This is a genomic window from Cupriavidus sp. UYPR2.512 (assembly GCF_000379565.1).
Classification (GTDB): domain Bacteria; phylum Pseudomonadota; class Gammaproteobacteria; order Burkholderiales; family Burkholderiaceae; genus Cupriavidus.
On record NZ_KB902852.1, the window covers coordinates 108,599 to 123,511 of the forward strand.

A 14,913-nucleotide genomic window follows, 5' to 3' on the forward strand; every position below is an offset into this window, starting at 1 on the left:
CGGCCGCGCCCCCTGGGGGGTGAATATGAGGAATGACTTGCCGGCCGAGCCGTCGACATGCCGTGGCAGAGACCGCAGTTGCAGTCGGAAGCTGGCAGAAGGATGTAGAGGTATGCGAATTGCCTCCGTGGAGGATGATCCGGATCAGGCCGAACTGATCCGGCAGATATTGAGCGAAGCCGGCTTCGAATGCGAGTCCTTCGCCAACGGTGCGGACTTGCTGCGCGCGCTGCGCGAGCGCGCCTATGACCTGTTGCTGGTCGACTGGCAGCTGCCAGGCACCAGCGGCTACGAGCTGGTCAGCTGGGTGCGGCAGAAGTCCGGCAATATGCCGCCGATCCTGTTCGTCACCAGCCGCACCGCCGAATCCGATATCGTCGACGGCCTGACGGTGGGCGCCGACGACTACATGCTCAAGCCCATTCGCGCCGGCGAGCTGGTCGCGCGCGTGCGCTCGCTGCTGCGCCGCGCCTACCCTGAGGCCGCGCAGGAAGTGGAGCTGATCCGGCGCGGCAACTATGCTGTCGATACCCACGCGCGCACCATCACCGTCGGCGGCGAGCCGGCGCTGCTGTCCCCGCGCGAATATGAGCTGGCCCTGTTCCTGTTCCGCAATACCGGGCGCCTGCTGGCGCGCGAGGTGATGGAGCAGGCCGTCTGGGGCCGCGCCATGGGGGCGGGCTCGCGCACGCTGGATACGCATATCTCGCGGCTGCGCCTCAAGCTGGCGCTGCGCCCCGAGAACGGCGTGCGGTTGACCTCCGTGTATTCGCATGGCTATCGCTTTGAAGAGGCTTCCGCGGCTGACGCGGAGGCGGATGAGGCCGGGGCGGATGCGTAAGCTGATGGCTGGTGTCGCGCTGGCCCTGCTGGCCGGCGTGGCGGCTCCGGCGCAGGCCGGGCCCGCGGGCGCGGAAGGCGCCGATTTTATCTACCTGGTGGAGCCGGGCGATACGCTGATCGGCCTGGCCTCGCGCTACATGGCGTCCGAGGAAGGCTGGCGCACGCTGCAGCGCCTGAACGGCGTGGCTGATCCGTACCGGCTGGTGCCCGGCTCGCGCCTGCGCATCCCGCTCAGCCAGATTCCCGAACAGGCCGCCTCGGCGCGCGTGGTCCATGTGGCCGGCGAGGTCCGCGCCAATGGCCGGCCGGTGCAGGCCGGCATGACGCTGGACGAAGCCGCGCGCATCGAGACCCCCGCGGGCGGCTCGGTCACGCTGGAGCTGCCGGACCGCAGCCGCGTCACGGTGCCGCCGGCCACCACGCTCTCGGTCAGCCGGCTGCGCACGTTTGCGCGCAGCGGCCTGACCGACACCGTGATCCGCATCGACAAGGGTGCCGCCGATACGCGCGTGGCGCCGCAGGGCGGCGGCGTCGGGCGCTTCGAGCTGCATACGCCGATGATGGTGACCGGCGTGCGCGGCACCCGCTACCGGGTCTCGGCCGACACCGCGGGAAGCCGCAGCGAGGTGCTGGAAGGGCGCGTCGGCGTCAGCGCGGCGCGGGGCGCCCGCGCCCGGCCGGCAGCGGAGCGCGCCATGACCGCGGCGGCATCGGTCGGTGCCGGCTATGGCATCGGCGTGTCGGCCGGCGGCAAGCTGTCGCAGCCGGTGGCGCTGCTGCCGGCGCCGGCCCTGTTGCCCCCGGCCGATACCGTGCTGGGCCCGTCCTTCGAGGCCGCCTGGCAGCCGGTGCCGGGCGCCACCGCCTACCGCGTGTTGGTGGCGCGCGATGCGGCGCTGAGCGAACTGGCCTGGACCGGCATCGTCAGTGGCGCCAATGCCACGACCGCCCGTGTAGACGGGCTGCCCGAGGGCACGCTGTACCTGAGCGTCAGCGCCATCGACAAGCACCAGCTGACCGGGCACGGCGCGCAGGCGCCGGTGGTGGTGCGGCTGAACCCGCCGGCGCCGTTCACGCAGCAGCCGGCCGCGGATGCGGTGCGCTATGCCGACGCCGTCGCCTTCGAATGGGCCGCCGTGCCGGGCGCGGCGCGCTACGAACTGGCGCTGGCCGCCGATCCCGCCTTTACGCGCGACGCCGTGGTGCAGGCGGCCTCCGGGCCTGCCGCCGCGCAAGCGCTGGTGCCGGGCCGCTGGTGGTGGCGCGTGCGCAGCGTCGATGCGGCGGGCCAGCCGGGCCCGTGGTCGGATGCGGTTCCGTTCAGCGTCGAGCCCAAGCCGCCCGTGCCGACCCTGCAGGACGACGGCGGCGCGCTGCATATCGGCTGGCCCGAGGGTAGCGGCGCCGGCGCGGGCTACCGGGTCCAGGTGTCGGCCGATGCCGGCTTTGCCACGCTGCTGGCCGACGCGCACACCACCACCAATGCCATCGACCTGCCGCGCCCCGCGCCCGGCGTCTATTTCATCCGCGTGGCACGCGCGGCGCCGGGGGTGACGCCGGATCCGGCGGCGTTCTCCGCGCCACAGCGCATCGAAGTCTCTGCCTTCTTGCGCGACTCGCAGGGCGGCGCAATCGGGTCGGGCGGCCGGCCGGACGGTGGTGGCCGCGTCCGGCTCAACTGACGCGCCAGGCCCGGCACCGGCCGCGGCCGGGCGGGCAGGCGGGCGGGCTTTCGGGCGGCGCACGCGGATCGAATGGTGCCTGCTGCTTGTGGCCGTGCTGGCCCTGGTGGTGCTGGCCGCGCGCCAGGGCTGGGCCGAGCGCGCCGACCTGGCCGCCTACGACATCGCCATCAGCGCCCAGCACCATCCGGCCCGCGACGACATCGTCATCGTCGGCATCGATGACGCCAGCATCACCGCCATCGGCCGCTGGCCGTGGCGCCGCGCGGTGCTGGCGCAGCTGGTCGAGCGCATCGCTGTCGGCCGGCCGCGCGTGATCGGCGTGGACGTGATCCTGTCCGAGCGCGACACCCGCTATCCGCAAGACGACGCCGTGCTGGCCCGCAGCCTGGCCCAGGCCGGCAACGTGGTGCTGCCGGTGGTGGCCGAATCCGGCCCTGCCGGCATGCTGGTGCGCTACCCGCTGGCCGGGCTGGGCGCCGCGGTGGGGCATATCAACATGGTGGTCGATACCGATGGCGTGGCACGCCAGGTCTATCTGAGCGAGGGGCCGCATCCGGTCGCCGCCGCCGGCGTGCCGCACCTGGCCGTGGTGATGGCGGCGTTCGGGCGCGCCGGCGAGCCGCCCGGCATCGCGCGCCAGGAGCCGGCCCGGATCACCGAAGCCAACGGCTGGGAGCGCAGCGGCCGCCTGCGCATTCCGTATGCCGGCCCGCCCGGCACCTTTGCCCGCGTGTCGGCGCGCGACGTGCTGGACGGCCGCGCCAATCCCGCCATCTTTGCCGGCAAGGCCGTGCTGATCGGCGCGCTGGCCACCGGCATGGGCGACGTGCTGCCGACGCCGGTGTCGCGCGATGGCCGCGGCATGAGCGGGGTGGAGATCCTGGCCAATACCGTGCAGGCACTGACCGACGGCGACGCCATCGTGGCGGTGCCGCGCGCCTGGCAGGTCGGGGGCACGCTGCTGGCGGTGCTGCTGGCCGCACTGGCCGCACTGCGGCTGCCGCCGCGCGGCGCGCTGGTGGCCACCGGGCTGCTGCTGGCCGGCCTGCTCGGCGGCTCGCTGTTGCTGCTGGCGCTGGCGCGGCTGTGGTTTGCGCCGGCCGCCGCGGCGCTGGGCTGCGTGCTGTTCTACCCGCTGTGGAGCTGGCTGCGCCAGGAGGCGGCCCTGCGCTTCCTTACCGACGAACTGGCGCGGCTGGAACGCGAACCCGGCCTGATTGCCGCGCCACGCCATACCGGCGCCACGCTCGACAGCCGCATGCGCGCCGTCTACGGCATGAGCGCGCAGCTGCGCGGCATGCGCCGCTTCCTGTCCGATGGCCTGGAAAGCCTGCCCGATGCCACCGCGATCTGCGACCTGGATGGCGGCGTGATGCTGGCCAACCGGCGCTGCGTGGCGCTGGCGCCCGCCGTGCTGGACGGCGAGCCCGCGCGCGCGCCGGGCGAGGCTGGCCCGCCGCGGGCCGCCATCCGCGCACTGATCGAGGCAATCTTTCCCGCGCCGGCACCGGCCCTGGCGTACTGGCAGTCGCTGCATGACCGCTACGCCGATGCCCGCATCGCCCCGGCCCCGGTCCCCCACGGCGGCATCGAGGTGGCCGGGCGCGGCGACCGTCGCTACCTGCTGCATGGCGCGCCGCTGCATGCCGAGGCCGGCGCCGTGGCCGGCCTGATCGTCAGCGTGATCGACATCACCGCGATCCGCGTCGCCGAGCGCCAGCGCGAGCAGATGCTGCGCTTCCTGTCGCATGACATGCGCTCGCCGCAGGCGTCGATCCTGGCCTTGATCGAGCTGCATGAGCGCCGCGCGCGGCGCGATGGCGCAGCCGCCGGCGATATTGCCACGGACAGCGGCGTGCTGGCCCGCATCGCCGCCCACGCACGCCGCACGATGACGCTGGCCGATGACTTCATCAGCGTCGCGCGCGCGGAGTCGAAGACCCTGGCGTTCATGGACGTGGAATTGGGTGGCCTGGTGCTGGACGCGACGGACCAGCTCTGGGCGCTGGCCAAGGCCCGCGACGTAACGCTGCAGATCGACCTGCCGGACGAGCCCGCGGTGCTGAAGGGCGAACCGGCACTGCTGGCGCGCGCCATTGCCAACCTGGTCAGCAATGCGATCAAGTTCAGCCCGCAAGGGGGGACCGTGACGGTTTCGCTCACGCGTGAGCCGGGCAGCTTTGTCGTTGCTGTGCAGGACCACGGGCCGGGGATTGCCGAGGCCGACCAGGCACGATTGTTCGAGCCTTTCGCGCGCTTGCATGAGGGGCAGCAGGGCGCGCCGGAAGGCACGGGTCTGGGGCTGGTGCTGGTGCGCGCCGTGGCCGAGCGGCATGGCGGCAAGGCCAGCGTGCGCAGTGCGCTTGGCGCGGGGGCGGTATTTCGTATCGAATTGCCTGTGGCCTGAGCGGGACGGCAACTACCGCTAGGCATGTTGCGGCTGCCGACACAATTGTTGGCAGTCGCCGCAGGCGGATTTGCGTAGCATCGGATCGCCGCTGGAGCCGCATCCGGTGGTTTTCGCGCCCACGCCAGCTCCCCCAATGGCCGTAACTGGCGTGGGCGGCTTTTTTGGGGTTCTTCGCCGATTGGCGGGGGGATGGATTTTGGGCTTTGGCACTGCGGTTGGGTGTCGTGCTTGGCGAGCGTGGGCTGTTTCGCCGGCGTAGCCAGCGAAACGGCGAGATACCGCATGGCCCGGTAGGCCTGGCCAAGTGTCCGATCCGGTTCCTGTCCATCACGATCGATCAGCGACAGGGGGGGAATAGGTGCTCTGCGATACGCGCCATGCTGCCCGGGTTGCCGGCGCATGCGATCACCGCTGGCACGGCTGAATCTCCCTCACGCTCTATCCCCTGAACGTCAAGACAAAGCGCGTCCTCCCCTCTGCCGACTCCACCCCAATCCCCCCGCCATGCGCAGCCACAATCGCCTGCGTGATCGCCAGCCCCAGTCCCGCACCATCGGACTCAGGCCGGGCCCGCGACTTGTCCGCGCGGAAGAACCGGTCAAACAGCGAGGGCAGCAGCTCAGGCCGGATGGTCTCGCCCTCGTTCTCGACGACCACCGTCACCACTTCGGCGGAGGGCAGAATCTCCACCACAATGCCCTTGCCCGCAGGCGTATGCCGTAGCGCATTCGATAGCAGGTTGCTCAACGCCCGCCGCAGCATCAGCCGGTCGCCGGTGATGCGGCCACGGCCGCGCACGGCCAGGCGCACACCCTTGTGCTCGGCCAGCGCATCGTAGAAATCGAACAGCGCGGCGACTTCATCAGCCACCTCGATCGGCTCGGCGTTCGGCAGGGTGATGCCGTTCTCCATCTTCGCCAGGTAGAGCATGTCCGACACCATGCGCGACAGCCGCTGCAGCTCTTCAACGTTGGACGCCAGCACGTCGCGGTACTTGTCCGCGTCGCGCGGCTGCGACAGCACCACCTGGGTCTGCGTCATCAGGTTGGTGATCGGCGTGCGCAACTCATGCGCCAGGTCCGATGAGAACTCCGACAAGCGCGCGAAATCGCGCTGCAGGCGTTCCAGCATGGCGTTGAGCGTCGCGGCCAGGTCGGCCATTTCCACCGGCACCGCATCGACCGGCATGCGCTCGTCCAGCTTGTGCGCGGTGACGGTGCGCGCCCGCGAGGCCATGGTGCGCAGTGGCCAGAGTCCGCGGCGCGCGGCCCACCAGCCCAGCAGCCCGCTCGCCAGCGCGGCCAGCGCGGTGTAGAAGGCCAGCGACTGGCGGAAGGCGTGCATGAAGTGGGCATGCAGCGCCGTGTCCATGCCGACCACGACCTGCAACGGCCCCGGCTGCCCCGGCGGCACCTGCGCCAGCGCACGCATGCCGCGGTAGGTCTGGTCAGCCTGTTCCCAGGTGAAGGCATGCCGCTGCGCCGGCAGTTGCGCGGCGGCGGCCAGTGCCATGCCGAAATCGAAGTCCTGCGTGGCATACAGGCGCTTGCCGTCGGCGGCACGCACCTCGGCCACGAATCCGGCATGGTGTTCCAGCACCGGGCCCAGGCGTTGCGGCAGCGAAGCCGCCGGACCCTCGCCCGCGATCTTCTGGATCAGCCGCACGTTGTCGCCCAGCACGGCGTAGTCCTCGTCGGCGAAATGATTGTCCATCGCCAGCCAGATCAGCACGCCCAGCCCCAGCAGCACCGCGGCCGACGACAGCGAGAACAGGATGGTGAGCCGTGCCGTCAGCGACATCCGGCTCTTCATTTCGTGTCCTCCGCTGCCTCGGGGGCTTCCAGCACATAGCCCATGCCGCGCACGGTCTGGATCAGCTTGGACTCGAACTCATCATCGATCTTCGCGCGCAGGCGCCGGATGGCGACGTCGATGACATTGCTGTCGCTGTCGAAATTCATGTCCCACACCTGCGAGGCGATCAGCGAGCGCGGCAGCACTTCGCCGCGGCGGCGCGCCAGCAGTTCCAGCAAGGCGAATTCCTTGCTGGTCAGCGTGATGCGGCGCCCGGCGCGCGTGGCCCGGCGGCGGCCCAGATCCAGCACCAGGTCGGCCACCTGGATGCGGTCCAGCGCCATCTGCGCCGTGCCCCGGCGCAGCAGCGTGCGCACCCGCGCGAGCAGCTCGGAAAAGGCGAAGGGCTTGACCAGGTAGTCGTCCGCACCCAGCTCCAGCCCCTTGACGCGGTCGGCCACGCTGTCGCGCGCGGTCAGGAACAGCACCGGCACGGCGATCTCCGCCGCGCGCAGCGCCTGCACGATGCGCCAGCCGTCGACGTCCGGCAGCATCACGTCCAGGACGACCAGGTCGTAGGTCTCGGTCATTGCCATATGCTGGCCGTCCAGCCCGTTGGCCACCAGGTCGACGACAAAGCCCGCCTCGGTCAGCCCCTGGCGCAGGTATTCGCCGGTCTTGGGCTCGTCCTCCACCACTAGCAGTTTCATCACACTTTCCTTGATCGATCGGCCCTTTCGGCAGGGTCCGGCAACTCTACGCCGGCAACGCGGGCGCCAACATGACCGGAAGATTACCGGAATGTCATGTTCCGGTCAGACGTGCGTAGGGTGGCCTTCGCTACGCTTATCATGCTTTCAACCAGGACTGATGCCATGCGACGCCACCCCACTACCGGCCTTGTGCTGCCCGATCTACCCCGCCGCCGCTTTGTGCAAGGGCTGGTAGCCGGCGGCGTGGTGGCCAGCCTGGCCGGCGTCGGCGGCAGCGCGTGGGCGCAGCATGCGGGCCAGCGCGCCGGGCAGCCTGCCGCGGCCGGCTCGGGCTCGGCGCCGGTCCTGCGCGGCACGGAGTTCGACCTGGTGATCGGCGAGTCGCTGGTCAACTTTACCGGCAAGCCTGTCATCGCCACCACCATCAACGGCATGCTGCCCGGCCCGACGCTGCGCTGGCGCGAGGGTGACACGGTCACCATCCGGGTGACCAACCGCCTGCGCGAGGCCACCTCGATCCACTGGCACGGCATCATCCTGCCTTTTCAGATGGACGGCGTGCCCGGCATCAGTTTTGCCGGCATTCCGCCCGGCGAGACCTTCACCTACCGCTTCAAGGTTGCGCAGACCGGCAGCTACTGGTACCACTCGCATTCCGGCTTCCAGGAAATGACCGGCGTGTACGGCGGCATCGTCATCGATCCGGCCTCTGGGCAGGAAACCGTGCGGGCCGACCGCGACCACACCGTGCTGCTGTCGGACTGGACCGACGAAGACCCGATGCGGGTGCTGACCAAGCTCAAGGTCCAGGGCGACTACTACAACTACAACCAGCCGACCGTGGTCGACTTCTTCCGCGACGCCTCGCGCGACGGGCTGAAGCAGGCGCTGGACAAGCGCAGCATGTGGAACCAGATGCGGATGAGCCCGACCGACCTGGCGGACCTGTCCAGCGCGACGCTGACGCACCTGGCCAACGGCGTCACGCCGGCCGGCAACTGGACCGGGCTGTTCCGGCGTGGCGAGACCGTGCGGCTGCGCTTTATCAACGGCTCGGGCAACACCTTCTACGACGTGCGCATCCCCGGGCTGAAGCTGCGGGTGGTGCAGGTCGATGGCCAGGATATTGAACCGGTCACGGTCGACGAATTCCGCTTCGGCCCCGGCGAGACCTGCGATGCCATGGTCGAGCCGCGCGACGACGCCTACACCCTGTTCGCGCAATCGATGGACCGTACCGGCTATGCGCGCGGCACGCTGGCGGTCAGGGAGGGGCTGGCGGCGCCGGTGCCCGCGCTCGACCGGGCCGAATGGCTGACCATGACCGACATGATGGGCGAGATGACGGGCCACGGCGGCCATGGCGGGCATGCCGGACACGGTGCCATGCAGCACGGTGCCATGCCGATGCAGGGGATGGACCACGCCGGCATGGACCACAGCCAGCACGCCATGGCCGCCGCCGATCCGCTCAAGGTCCCCAGCAAGACCGCCCGCCACGCCCGCACCGAATACGGTCCTGGCACCGACATGCGCGTCGACATGGCCCGCACCAACCTGGACGATCCCGGCATTGGCCTGCGCAACAACGGCAGGCGCGTGCTGACCCTGGCCGACCAGCACACCATCGGCGGCGCCATGGATGCGCGCGGGCCCGGGCGCGAGGTCGAGCTGCACCTGACCGGCAATATGGAGCGCTACACCTGGTCCTTCGACGGCGTCGAGTTCGGCAAGTCGACCCCGATCTACTTCAAACACGGCGAACGGCTGCGCGTGATCCTGCACAACGACACCATGATGACCCATCCCATGCACCTGCACGGCATGTGGAGCGAGCTGGAAGCGCCGGACGGCAGCTTCCAGGCGCGGCGCCACACCATCCCCGTGCAGCCGGCGCAGCGCATCAGCTTCCTGGTCACCGCCGATGCGCTCGGGCGCTGGGCCTGGCATTGCCACCTGATGCTGCATATGGATGCGGGCATGTTCCGTGAAGTGGTGGTGGCGTGATGGCTCAACCTGAATTCGCAATCTCCATGCACAGGCACACGAAGACGATACTGGCCACGGCGCTGGCACTGACCGCAATGGGCGCAGCCCAGGCGCAGGATGCGCATGCCGGCCATGCGCACAACCACGATGCCCCGGCCGCCATGCAGGGCATGGACCATGGCCAGATGCAGGGCATGGAGCAGGACGGGATCCAGACCATGGACGGTGGCGGCGCGCCGATGACTGACATGCAGGACATGGCCGCCCCTGCCATGGACCACGGCGACATGAAGATGCAGGGCGGCAGCGCGCCGCCCGACGCCCGCGATCCGCATGCCTATTCCGGCGGGTACCAGCTCGGGGTCGGCAAGTACGCGCTTGGCGACAAGCGCCAGCTGGTGATGGCCGACGAGCATTTGTTCGCCTCGGTGCTGGTCGACCGCCTGGAGTGGGCCCACGCCAGCGGCAGCAATGCCGCCGCCTACGAGGTGCAGGCATGGTTCGGCAACAGCTACGACAAGCTGGTGCTCAAGGCCGAGGGCGAAGCGTCGAAGGGCAAGATGCACGAGGCCCGCACCGAGCTGCTGTGGGGCCACGCCGTGGCCAGCTACTGGGATACCCAGCTGGGCCTGCGCAACGACGCCGGCAGCGGGCGCCCGGCGCGCAACTGGCTGGCCTTTGGCGTGCAGGGGCTGGCGCCGTACTGGTTCGAGGTCGATGCCACGGCCTATGTCGGCACCAGCGGCCGCACCGCGCTGCGGCTGTCCGCCGAATACGAATTGCTGCTGACCCAGCGCCTGATCCTGCAACCACGCATCGAAGCCAACCTCTATGGCAAGAACGACCCGGAGGTGGGCATCGGCAGCGGCTTGTCCAACGGCACCGTGGGGCTGCGGCTGCGCTATGAGTTCAGCCGGCAGTTTGCGCCGTATATCGGCGTGGAGCGCTACCAGACCTTTGGCAATACCGCCGACATGATCCGGACCTCTGGCGGCAAGGCGGGCGAAACGCGTTTCGTCGCCGGTGTCCGCGTCTGGTTCTGACACCACAACTTCATCATCCCCAAGCGGAGATAACCATGCATGCCCATCGCCCCCTGATCCAGACCCTGCTTGCCGCAACCGCCGCGCTGGCCAGCAGCATTGCCTTCGCGCACCCGAAGCTGGTGTCATCCACGCCGGCGGACAAGGCCGAGGTGGCGGCGCCGCAGAAGATCGAACTGCAATTCTCCGAGAGCCTGGTCACCCAGTTTTCCGGCGCCAGCCTGGTGATGACCGGCATGCCGGGCATGGCCAGCCATGCGCCGATGAAAATGGCCGCGAAAGTCTCCGGCGGCGATGACCCCAAGGCCATGGTGATCACGCCGGCGCAGCCGCTGCCGCCGGGCAGCTATCGGGTGGACTGGCGGGCGGTGTCGTCCGATACCCATCCCGTCAACGGCAATATCGCCTTCACGGTGAAGTGATTGCCACAACCGGACTGGGTGGCCGCCGGGCTGCGCCTGGCGCTCTATGTCGACCTGGCCTTGCTGTTCGGGCTGCCGCTGTTCTGCATCTATGCGCTGCATCGGGGTGAACGGGCCTCACGCTTTGCCATGCGGTGCCAGGCGCTTGTGCTGGGCTGTGCCGTAGCGGGCATCGTGCTCTCGCTGGGGGCGCTCGTCGTGATGGCCCGGGCCATGACGGGGGTATCTGACTACGCTGCATTGCAGGGCCACGTCTTCGCGATGATCGTCACGGGCACGGATTTCGGCGTGGCCTGGTCGGTGCGCCTGGTGGCGCTGCTGCTTTGCGTGCTGGCCTGCATATCGTGGCGCAGCTGGCGCAGGCGGCCGGGCGCGCACTTCGCCGCGCTGGCCGCGCTGGCCGGGTCCGGCGGGATGGCGCTGGCCACGCTGGCCTGGGGCGGCCACGGCGCGATGCATGAGGGTGCCATGCGCTATGTCCACCTGAGCGCCGACGTGGCGCACCTGCTGGCCGCCGGGGCCTGGGTCGGCGCGTTGGCCGCGTTCGTGCTGCTGTCGCTGGCACGGCCGGCATCGGACCAGGCGGCCGTGGCGCTGCTGAGCCGCACCTCGAACGGCTTCGCCCGCGTCGGCACCATCATTGTTGCCACGCTGCTGCTGACCGGCGTGCTCAACTACTGGTTCATCGTGGGCCCGGTGCTGCCGGATTTAACGCCGATGTCCTATGGCGGGCTGCTGGCCGCCAAGCTCGCGCTGTTCGTGGCGATGCTTGGCCTGGCTGCCGCGAACCGCTTCCGCCTGAGCCCGCGGCTGGCGTTGGCGGTGCAGGCCGGGGAGTATCGGGTGGCGACGCTGGCGTTGCGGCGCAGCCTGCTGCTGGAGGCCTGCGCCGCCGCGCTGGTGATGGCCCTGGTGGCCATGCTGGGGATGCTGTCTCCGGCGCCGATGTGAGGCCGGGGCAATCAGACACAGGCAGTCAGACGGCCGGCACAGATCACCAGCGACCACGTCACCATCGAGACAATGGCGCTGATCCGCGCGCCGGCTGGCGGCGCGGCGCCGCTGTCCCATCCCCGTTGCCCGGCATGCAGGCTGCGATAGGGCCCCAGGCTGGGCATGGGTGGTCTCCGGTCAGGACAGGTGCAGTATAGGTCCCGATCCGGGTCGTGGCAGGGAGACTTATGCGCGGCACGAGTCGGCGCGCTGCACCAGCCGGTGCAGGCCAGGGCTCATGGGCTTGAGCGCGGCGCGTTCGGACGTGAGCGCGAGCGCCAAGTTGCGGCGGCCGCCGCGCAGCGCCGCCTCGAGCAGGGTCAGGCTGATGACGTCGCGCTGCACATGGCTGCCGCCGAAGCGGTGGGCCATCAGGCGCACCGGCATCAGCAGGTCGATGGCGGTGGTGTAATCGCCCTGGTCGAACGCGATCAGGGCATCGGCCACCGGCAGCCCCACATCGCGCGACATCATGGCATTGGTGCCGTTGCCAAGGGCGGCGCGCTCCAGCGCCGCACGGACCTGGTCGGCGGCGGCGGGCCGGTGCGCGCCCAGGCTGGCCATCACGGCATGGACATCATTGAAGGCGTAGTAGCCGGCCGCGCCGCGGCCCAGCCAGTCGTCCGCCACTGGCTGCCAGCGCCCGCCCACGTCCACGCCGCGCAGGTGCAGCCGCCACAGCAGCGCGCAGGCATCCACCAGGTCCAGCGCGATCGCCGGCGCGGGGCGCTTGATATAGCGGTCGTACAGCGCCAGCACCTCGTCGGTCCTGCCCTCTTCCAGCTGGAACAATGCCAGGTGCCACCAGTTGTGCACGGCCAGCATATTGTCGTCGGACCAGTCGTCGCGGCGCCCGTCCAGCCAGGCGATGCCGTCGGCCAGCCGGCCCTGCATCTCCATCACGTGCGCCACCGCGTGCACGGCCCACGGGTCGCGCGGATTGAGCTCCAGCGCGCGCCGACCGCTTTCCTCGGCGCGGCCGTAGAGCTGGGTTTCCTCCAGGCCGAAGGCATGCATGCCGAGCAGGTAGCCATAGCCCGGCATGCCGGCATCCCAATGCGGCAGCGCCTGCGCCACGCGGTCGCGCAGCATCGATGACTGCCCCAGCAGGAAGTCTTCGAGATGCGCCGTCTGGATCGCCAGCAGGTCGCGTGGATAGTCGATCACGATATCGCCGTAGAGCCGGACCGAGCGCTCGAACTCGCCGTCCAGCCAGGCGCGTGCCGCGGCAATATGGCGACGCTCGCGGTCGTTGGCGCGGGCATGCAGGGCTTCGCCGGCTTCGACGCTCTGGCGCAGCATCGACTCGGCCGTGCCGTCGCCGGCGGTCACCATCAGCGCGGCGCGCAGCGCGTGGCCCATGGCGAAGCCGGGGTCGGCGGCCAGCGCCGTGTCGATGGCGGCGAGCGGGTCGCCGTAGTAGCCGTTCAGCAGTTGCAGGGCGGTCTCATACTGCTCGACCGAGCGGGCGTTCTGGGTCGAGACCGGAAGATCCCGTGAATCCGTGAGTGCCATGGCAATCTCCGTGCGCCCGCGGCAGCGGGGCTGTCACGAACCATCGTAGACGGCAAAACGCCCCATGTAACGGATGTGGCGGGGTGCGCCGCACCATGCCCGCCGCAAGGCGCATGGCCGGGGTGCGTTGTGCGCTATATGCCGCTGCCGCCATATCGTTGTTGTGTGTCGGTTAAACTGCCGCATCCCCAATCACGACCTCACGACCAGGTTTCCCATGAAAACACTTGCGCTTTTCCTCGGCACCCTGACCTTCGCCTGCGCCGCATCCGCGGCCGCCCCGGCTGCCTCGGCTGCCTCGGCCGCCTCGGCCCCGGCCGCACCCGCGGCGGCGCCGCAGACGCTGGCGTCGGGCATGACCATCCAGCACCTGATCAAGGGCAACGGCGCCTCGCCCAAGGCCACCGACACGGTGCAGGTCCACTACCGCGGCACGCTGGCCGACGGCACCGAGTTTGACAGCTCGTACAAGCGTGGCCAGCCGATCTCGTTCCCGCTCAACCGCGTGATTCCGTGCTGGACCGAAGGGGTGCAGGCGATGCAGGTGGGCGGCAAGGCCAAGCTGACCTGCCCGCCGGCCACGGCCTACGGCGCGCGCGGCGTGCCGGGCACGATCCCGCCGAACGCCACGCTCACCTTCGAGGTGGTGCTGCTGGGGATCGGCGGCTAAGACCCCGCATCAGCGCGGCGCCTGCGGCTGCGCGGGCGCAGGCGCGCCCGCCGGCGCCTCCGCGGCGGGCGCTGCGGCCGCGCCGCTGTCGTCGTTTTCGTCGTAGTCCGGCAGCGACGTGTTCTCTCCCAGCAGGTAGCGGCGCCGCTGCAGGTAGGCATCGCGCACAAAGGTGTACTTGTCCAGCGCCGCGAGCTTCAGCAGGTCGGTGGCGCCCAGCAGGTTGGTGCGCACGTCCACCACGTTCATCCCGAACAGCGAATTGCGCACCGCCGGCTCGGCATAGGTGGTTGGGTCGAACCAGAAATTCACATACACGCCCATGCCGTCGCGGAATGAACTGGGGCCGAACACCGGCAGCACCAGGTAAGGTCCCGATGGCACGCCCCAGGTGCCCAGCGTCAGGCCGAAATCCTGCGAATGTTTCTGCAGCCCGGCGGGCGTGGCGATGTCGATCAGTCCGCCGATACCCAGCACGGAATTGATCGCGACCCGCATGAAGCTCTCCGCGGCCTCAACGCCCTTGCCTTGCAGCAGGTTGTTGGCAAAGTTGCCGATGTCGGCGATGTTCGAATAGACATTGGTGACCGCGGTGCGCACCGGCTCCGGCGTGACCGCCTTGTAGCCCTTGGCCACCGGCACGGCTACGTACTGGTCGAGCTTGTCGTTGACGGTGAAGACCGCGCGGTTCATCGGTTCGAGCGGATCGTCGGGATTGGCTTGCGGGCCGGTGGCGCAGCCGGCGAGCAGGGTGGCGGTAATGGCGGTAATGGCGGCAATGGCGGTAATGGCAACGGATGTAGCGCGCTGGCGTAAAGGCATCGTACGAAGGAGAT

At 69.8% G+C, this 14,913-nt stretch carries 13 protein-coding genes; 8 read left to right on the top strand and 5 right to left on the bottom strand.

Annotated elements, in window-relative coordinates; genetic code table 11:
- Positions 1 to 112 precede the first annotated feature (112 nt).
- From A3A5_RS0100520 to A3A5_RS0100530, 3 genes are read left to right on the top strand one after another with little or no spacing between them, the layout of a single operon-like run.
- The gene (locus A3A5_RS0100520; RefSeq protein ID WP_018308706.1) at positions 113 to 841 is read left to right on the top strand and encodes a response regulator transcription factor; all 729 of its coding nucleotides are present in this window, start codon (positions 113 to 115) and stop codon (positions 839 to 841) included.
- The gene (locus tag A3A5_RS0100525) at positions 834 to 2,525 is read left to right on the top strand and encodes a FecR domain-containing protein (RefSeq protein WP_018308707.1); all 1,692 of its coding nucleotides are present in this window, start codon (positions 834 to 836) and stop codon (positions 2,523 to 2,525) included. The genes A3A5_RS0100520 and A3A5_RS0100525 overlap by 8 nt, the downstream gene beginning before the upstream one ends.
- Entirely contained in the window at positions 2,500 to 4,935 is a 2,436-nt protein-coding gene (locus A3A5_RS0100530; RefSeq protein WP_018308708.1) for a CHASE2 domain-containing protein, read from the top strand. Before A3A5_RS0100525 ends, A3A5_RS0100530 begins: the two co-directional genes overlap by 26 nt.
- 441 nt (positions 4,936 to 5,376) lie before the next feature.
- On the opposite strand, the gene A3A5_RS0100535 is transcribed toward A3A5_RS0100530, so the two are convergent.
- Complete coding sequence (locus A3A5_RS0100535; RefSeq protein WP_018308709.1) at positions 5,377 to 6,750, bottom strand: heavy metal sensor histidine kinase; 1,374 nt, start codon at positions 6,748 to 6,750, stop codon at positions 5,377 to 5,379.
- A complete protein-coding gene (locus A3A5_RS0100540) occupies positions 6,747 to 7,442 on the bottom strand; it encodes a heavy metal response regulator transcription factor (RefSeq protein ID WP_018308710.1) in 696 nt (231 codons plus the stop codon). Before A3A5_RS0100540 ends, A3A5_RS0100535 begins: the two co-directional genes overlap by 4 nt.
- A 165-nt stretch (positions 7,443 to 7,607) precedes the next feature.
- On the opposite strand from A3A5_RS0100540, the gene A3A5_RS0100545 reads away from it, so the two are divergent.
- The 4 genes from A3A5_RS0100545 to copD are packed head-to-tail and all read left to right on the top strand — an operon-like array spanning position 7,608 to position 11,850.
- Positions 7,608 to 9,452, top strand: a complete 1,845-nt coding sequence (locus A3A5_RS0100545; RefSeq protein ID WP_026200319.1) for a copper resistance system multicopper oxidase — start codon at positions 7,608 to 7,610, stop codon at positions 9,450 to 9,452.
- A gap of 26 nt (positions 9,453 to 9,478) precedes the next feature.
- The gene (locus A3A5_RS0100550) at positions 9,479 to 10,477 is read left to right on the top strand and encodes a copper resistance protein B (protein WP_018308712.1); all 999 of its coding nucleotides are present in this window, start codon (positions 9,479 to 9,481) and stop codon (positions 10,475 to 10,477) included.
- Positions 10,478 to 10,512: 35 nt separating this feature from the next.
- Positions 10,513 to 10,899, top strand: coding sequence for a copper homeostasis periplasmic binding protein CopC (gene copC, locus A3A5_RS0100555; protein WP_018308713.1), 387 nt, complete (start codon positions 10,513 to 10,515; stop codon positions 10,897 to 10,899).
- On the top strand, positions 10,900 to 11,850 hold the full coding sequence (gene copD / locus A3A5_RS0100560) for a copper homeostasis membrane protein CopD (RefSeq protein WP_018308714.1): 951 nt from the start codon (positions 10,900 to 10,902) through the stop codon (positions 11,848 to 11,850).
- A gap of 11 nt (positions 11,851 to 11,861) precedes the next feature.
- Here copD and A3A5_RS42955 read toward each other — a convergent pair whose 3' ends face one another.
- Together A3A5_RS42955 and A3A5_RS0100570 are read right to left on the bottom strand one after the other, a co-directional pair.
- Positions 11,862 to 12,017 carry a hypothetical protein gene (locus A3A5_RS42955; RefSeq protein WP_018308715.1) on the bottom strand — a complete coding sequence of 52 codons (156 nt, stop codon included), beginning with the start codon at positions 12,015 to 12,017 and terminating at the stop codon, positions 11,862 to 11,864.
- A gap of 61 nt (positions 12,018 to 12,078) precedes the next feature.
- Entirely contained in the window at positions 12,079 to 13,407 is a 1,329-nt protein-coding gene (locus tag A3A5_RS0100570) for a tetratricopeptide repeat protein (RefSeq protein WP_018308716.1), read from the bottom strand.
- Positions 13,408 to 13,624: 217 nt separating this feature from the next.
- Between A3A5_RS0100570 and A3A5_RS0100575 the strand changes: the two genes are divergently transcribed.
- Entirely contained in the window at positions 13,625 to 14,077 is a 453-nt protein-coding gene (locus A3A5_RS0100575; RefSeq protein ID WP_018308717.1) for an FKBP-type peptidyl-prolyl cis-trans isomerase, read from the top strand.
- A gap of 9 nt (positions 14,078 to 14,086) precedes the next feature.
- On the opposite strand, the gene A3A5_RS0100580 is transcribed toward A3A5_RS0100575, so the two are convergent.
- Entirely contained in the window at positions 14,087 to 14,899 is an 813-nt protein-coding gene (locus A3A5_RS0100580) for a VacJ family lipoprotein (RefSeq protein WP_018308718.1), read from the bottom strand.
- Between the last annotated feature and the right edge of the window lie 14 nt (positions 14,900 to 14,913).

Bases quoted from the DNA above. Each gene is read 5' to 3' on its own strand.
- A3A5_RS0100520 (WP_018308706.1), top strand. From the start codon at position 113: ATGCGAATTGCCTCCGTGGAGGATGATCCGGATCAGGCCGAACTGATC.
- A3A5_RS0100535 (WP_018308709.1), bottom strand. From the start codon at position 6,750: ATGAAGAGCCGGATGTCGCTGACGGCACGGCTCACCATCCTGTTCTCG.
- A3A5_RS0100575 (WP_018308717.1), top strand. From the start codon at position 13,625: ATGAAAACACTTGCGCTTTTCCTCGGCACCCTGACCTTCGCCTGCGCC.
- A3A5_RS0100570 (WP_018308716.1), bottom strand. From the start codon at position 13,407: ATGGCACTCACGGATTCACGGGATCTTCCGGTCTCGACCCAGAACGCC.
- A3A5_RS42955 (WP_018308715.1), bottom strand. From the start codon at position 12,017: ATGCCCAGCCTGGGGCCCTATCGCAGCCTGCATGCCGGGCAACGGGGA.
- A3A5_RS0100525 (WP_018308707.1), top strand. From the start codon at position 834: ATGCGTAAGCTGATGGCTGGTGTCGCGCTGGCCCTGCTGGCCGGCGTG.
- copC (WP_018308713.1), top strand. From the start codon at position 10,513: ATGCATGCCCATCGCCCCCTGATCCAGACCCTGCTTGCCGCAACCGCC.
- A3A5_RS0100545 (WP_026200319.1), top strand. From the start codon at position 7,608: ATGCGACGCCACCCCACTACCGGCCTTGTGCTGCCCGATCTACCCCGC.
- A3A5_RS0100540 (WP_018308710.1), bottom strand. From the start codon at position 7,442: ATGAAACTGCTAGTGGTGGAGGACGAGCCCAAGACCGGCGAATACCTG.
- A3A5_RS0100550 (WP_018308712.1), top strand. From the start codon at position 9,479: ATGCACAGGCACACGAAGACGATACTGGCCACGGCGCTGGCACTGACC.
- A3A5_RS0100580 (WP_018308718.1), bottom strand. From the start codon at position 14,899: ATGCCTTTACGCCAGCGCGCTACATCCGTTGCCATTACCGCCATTGCC.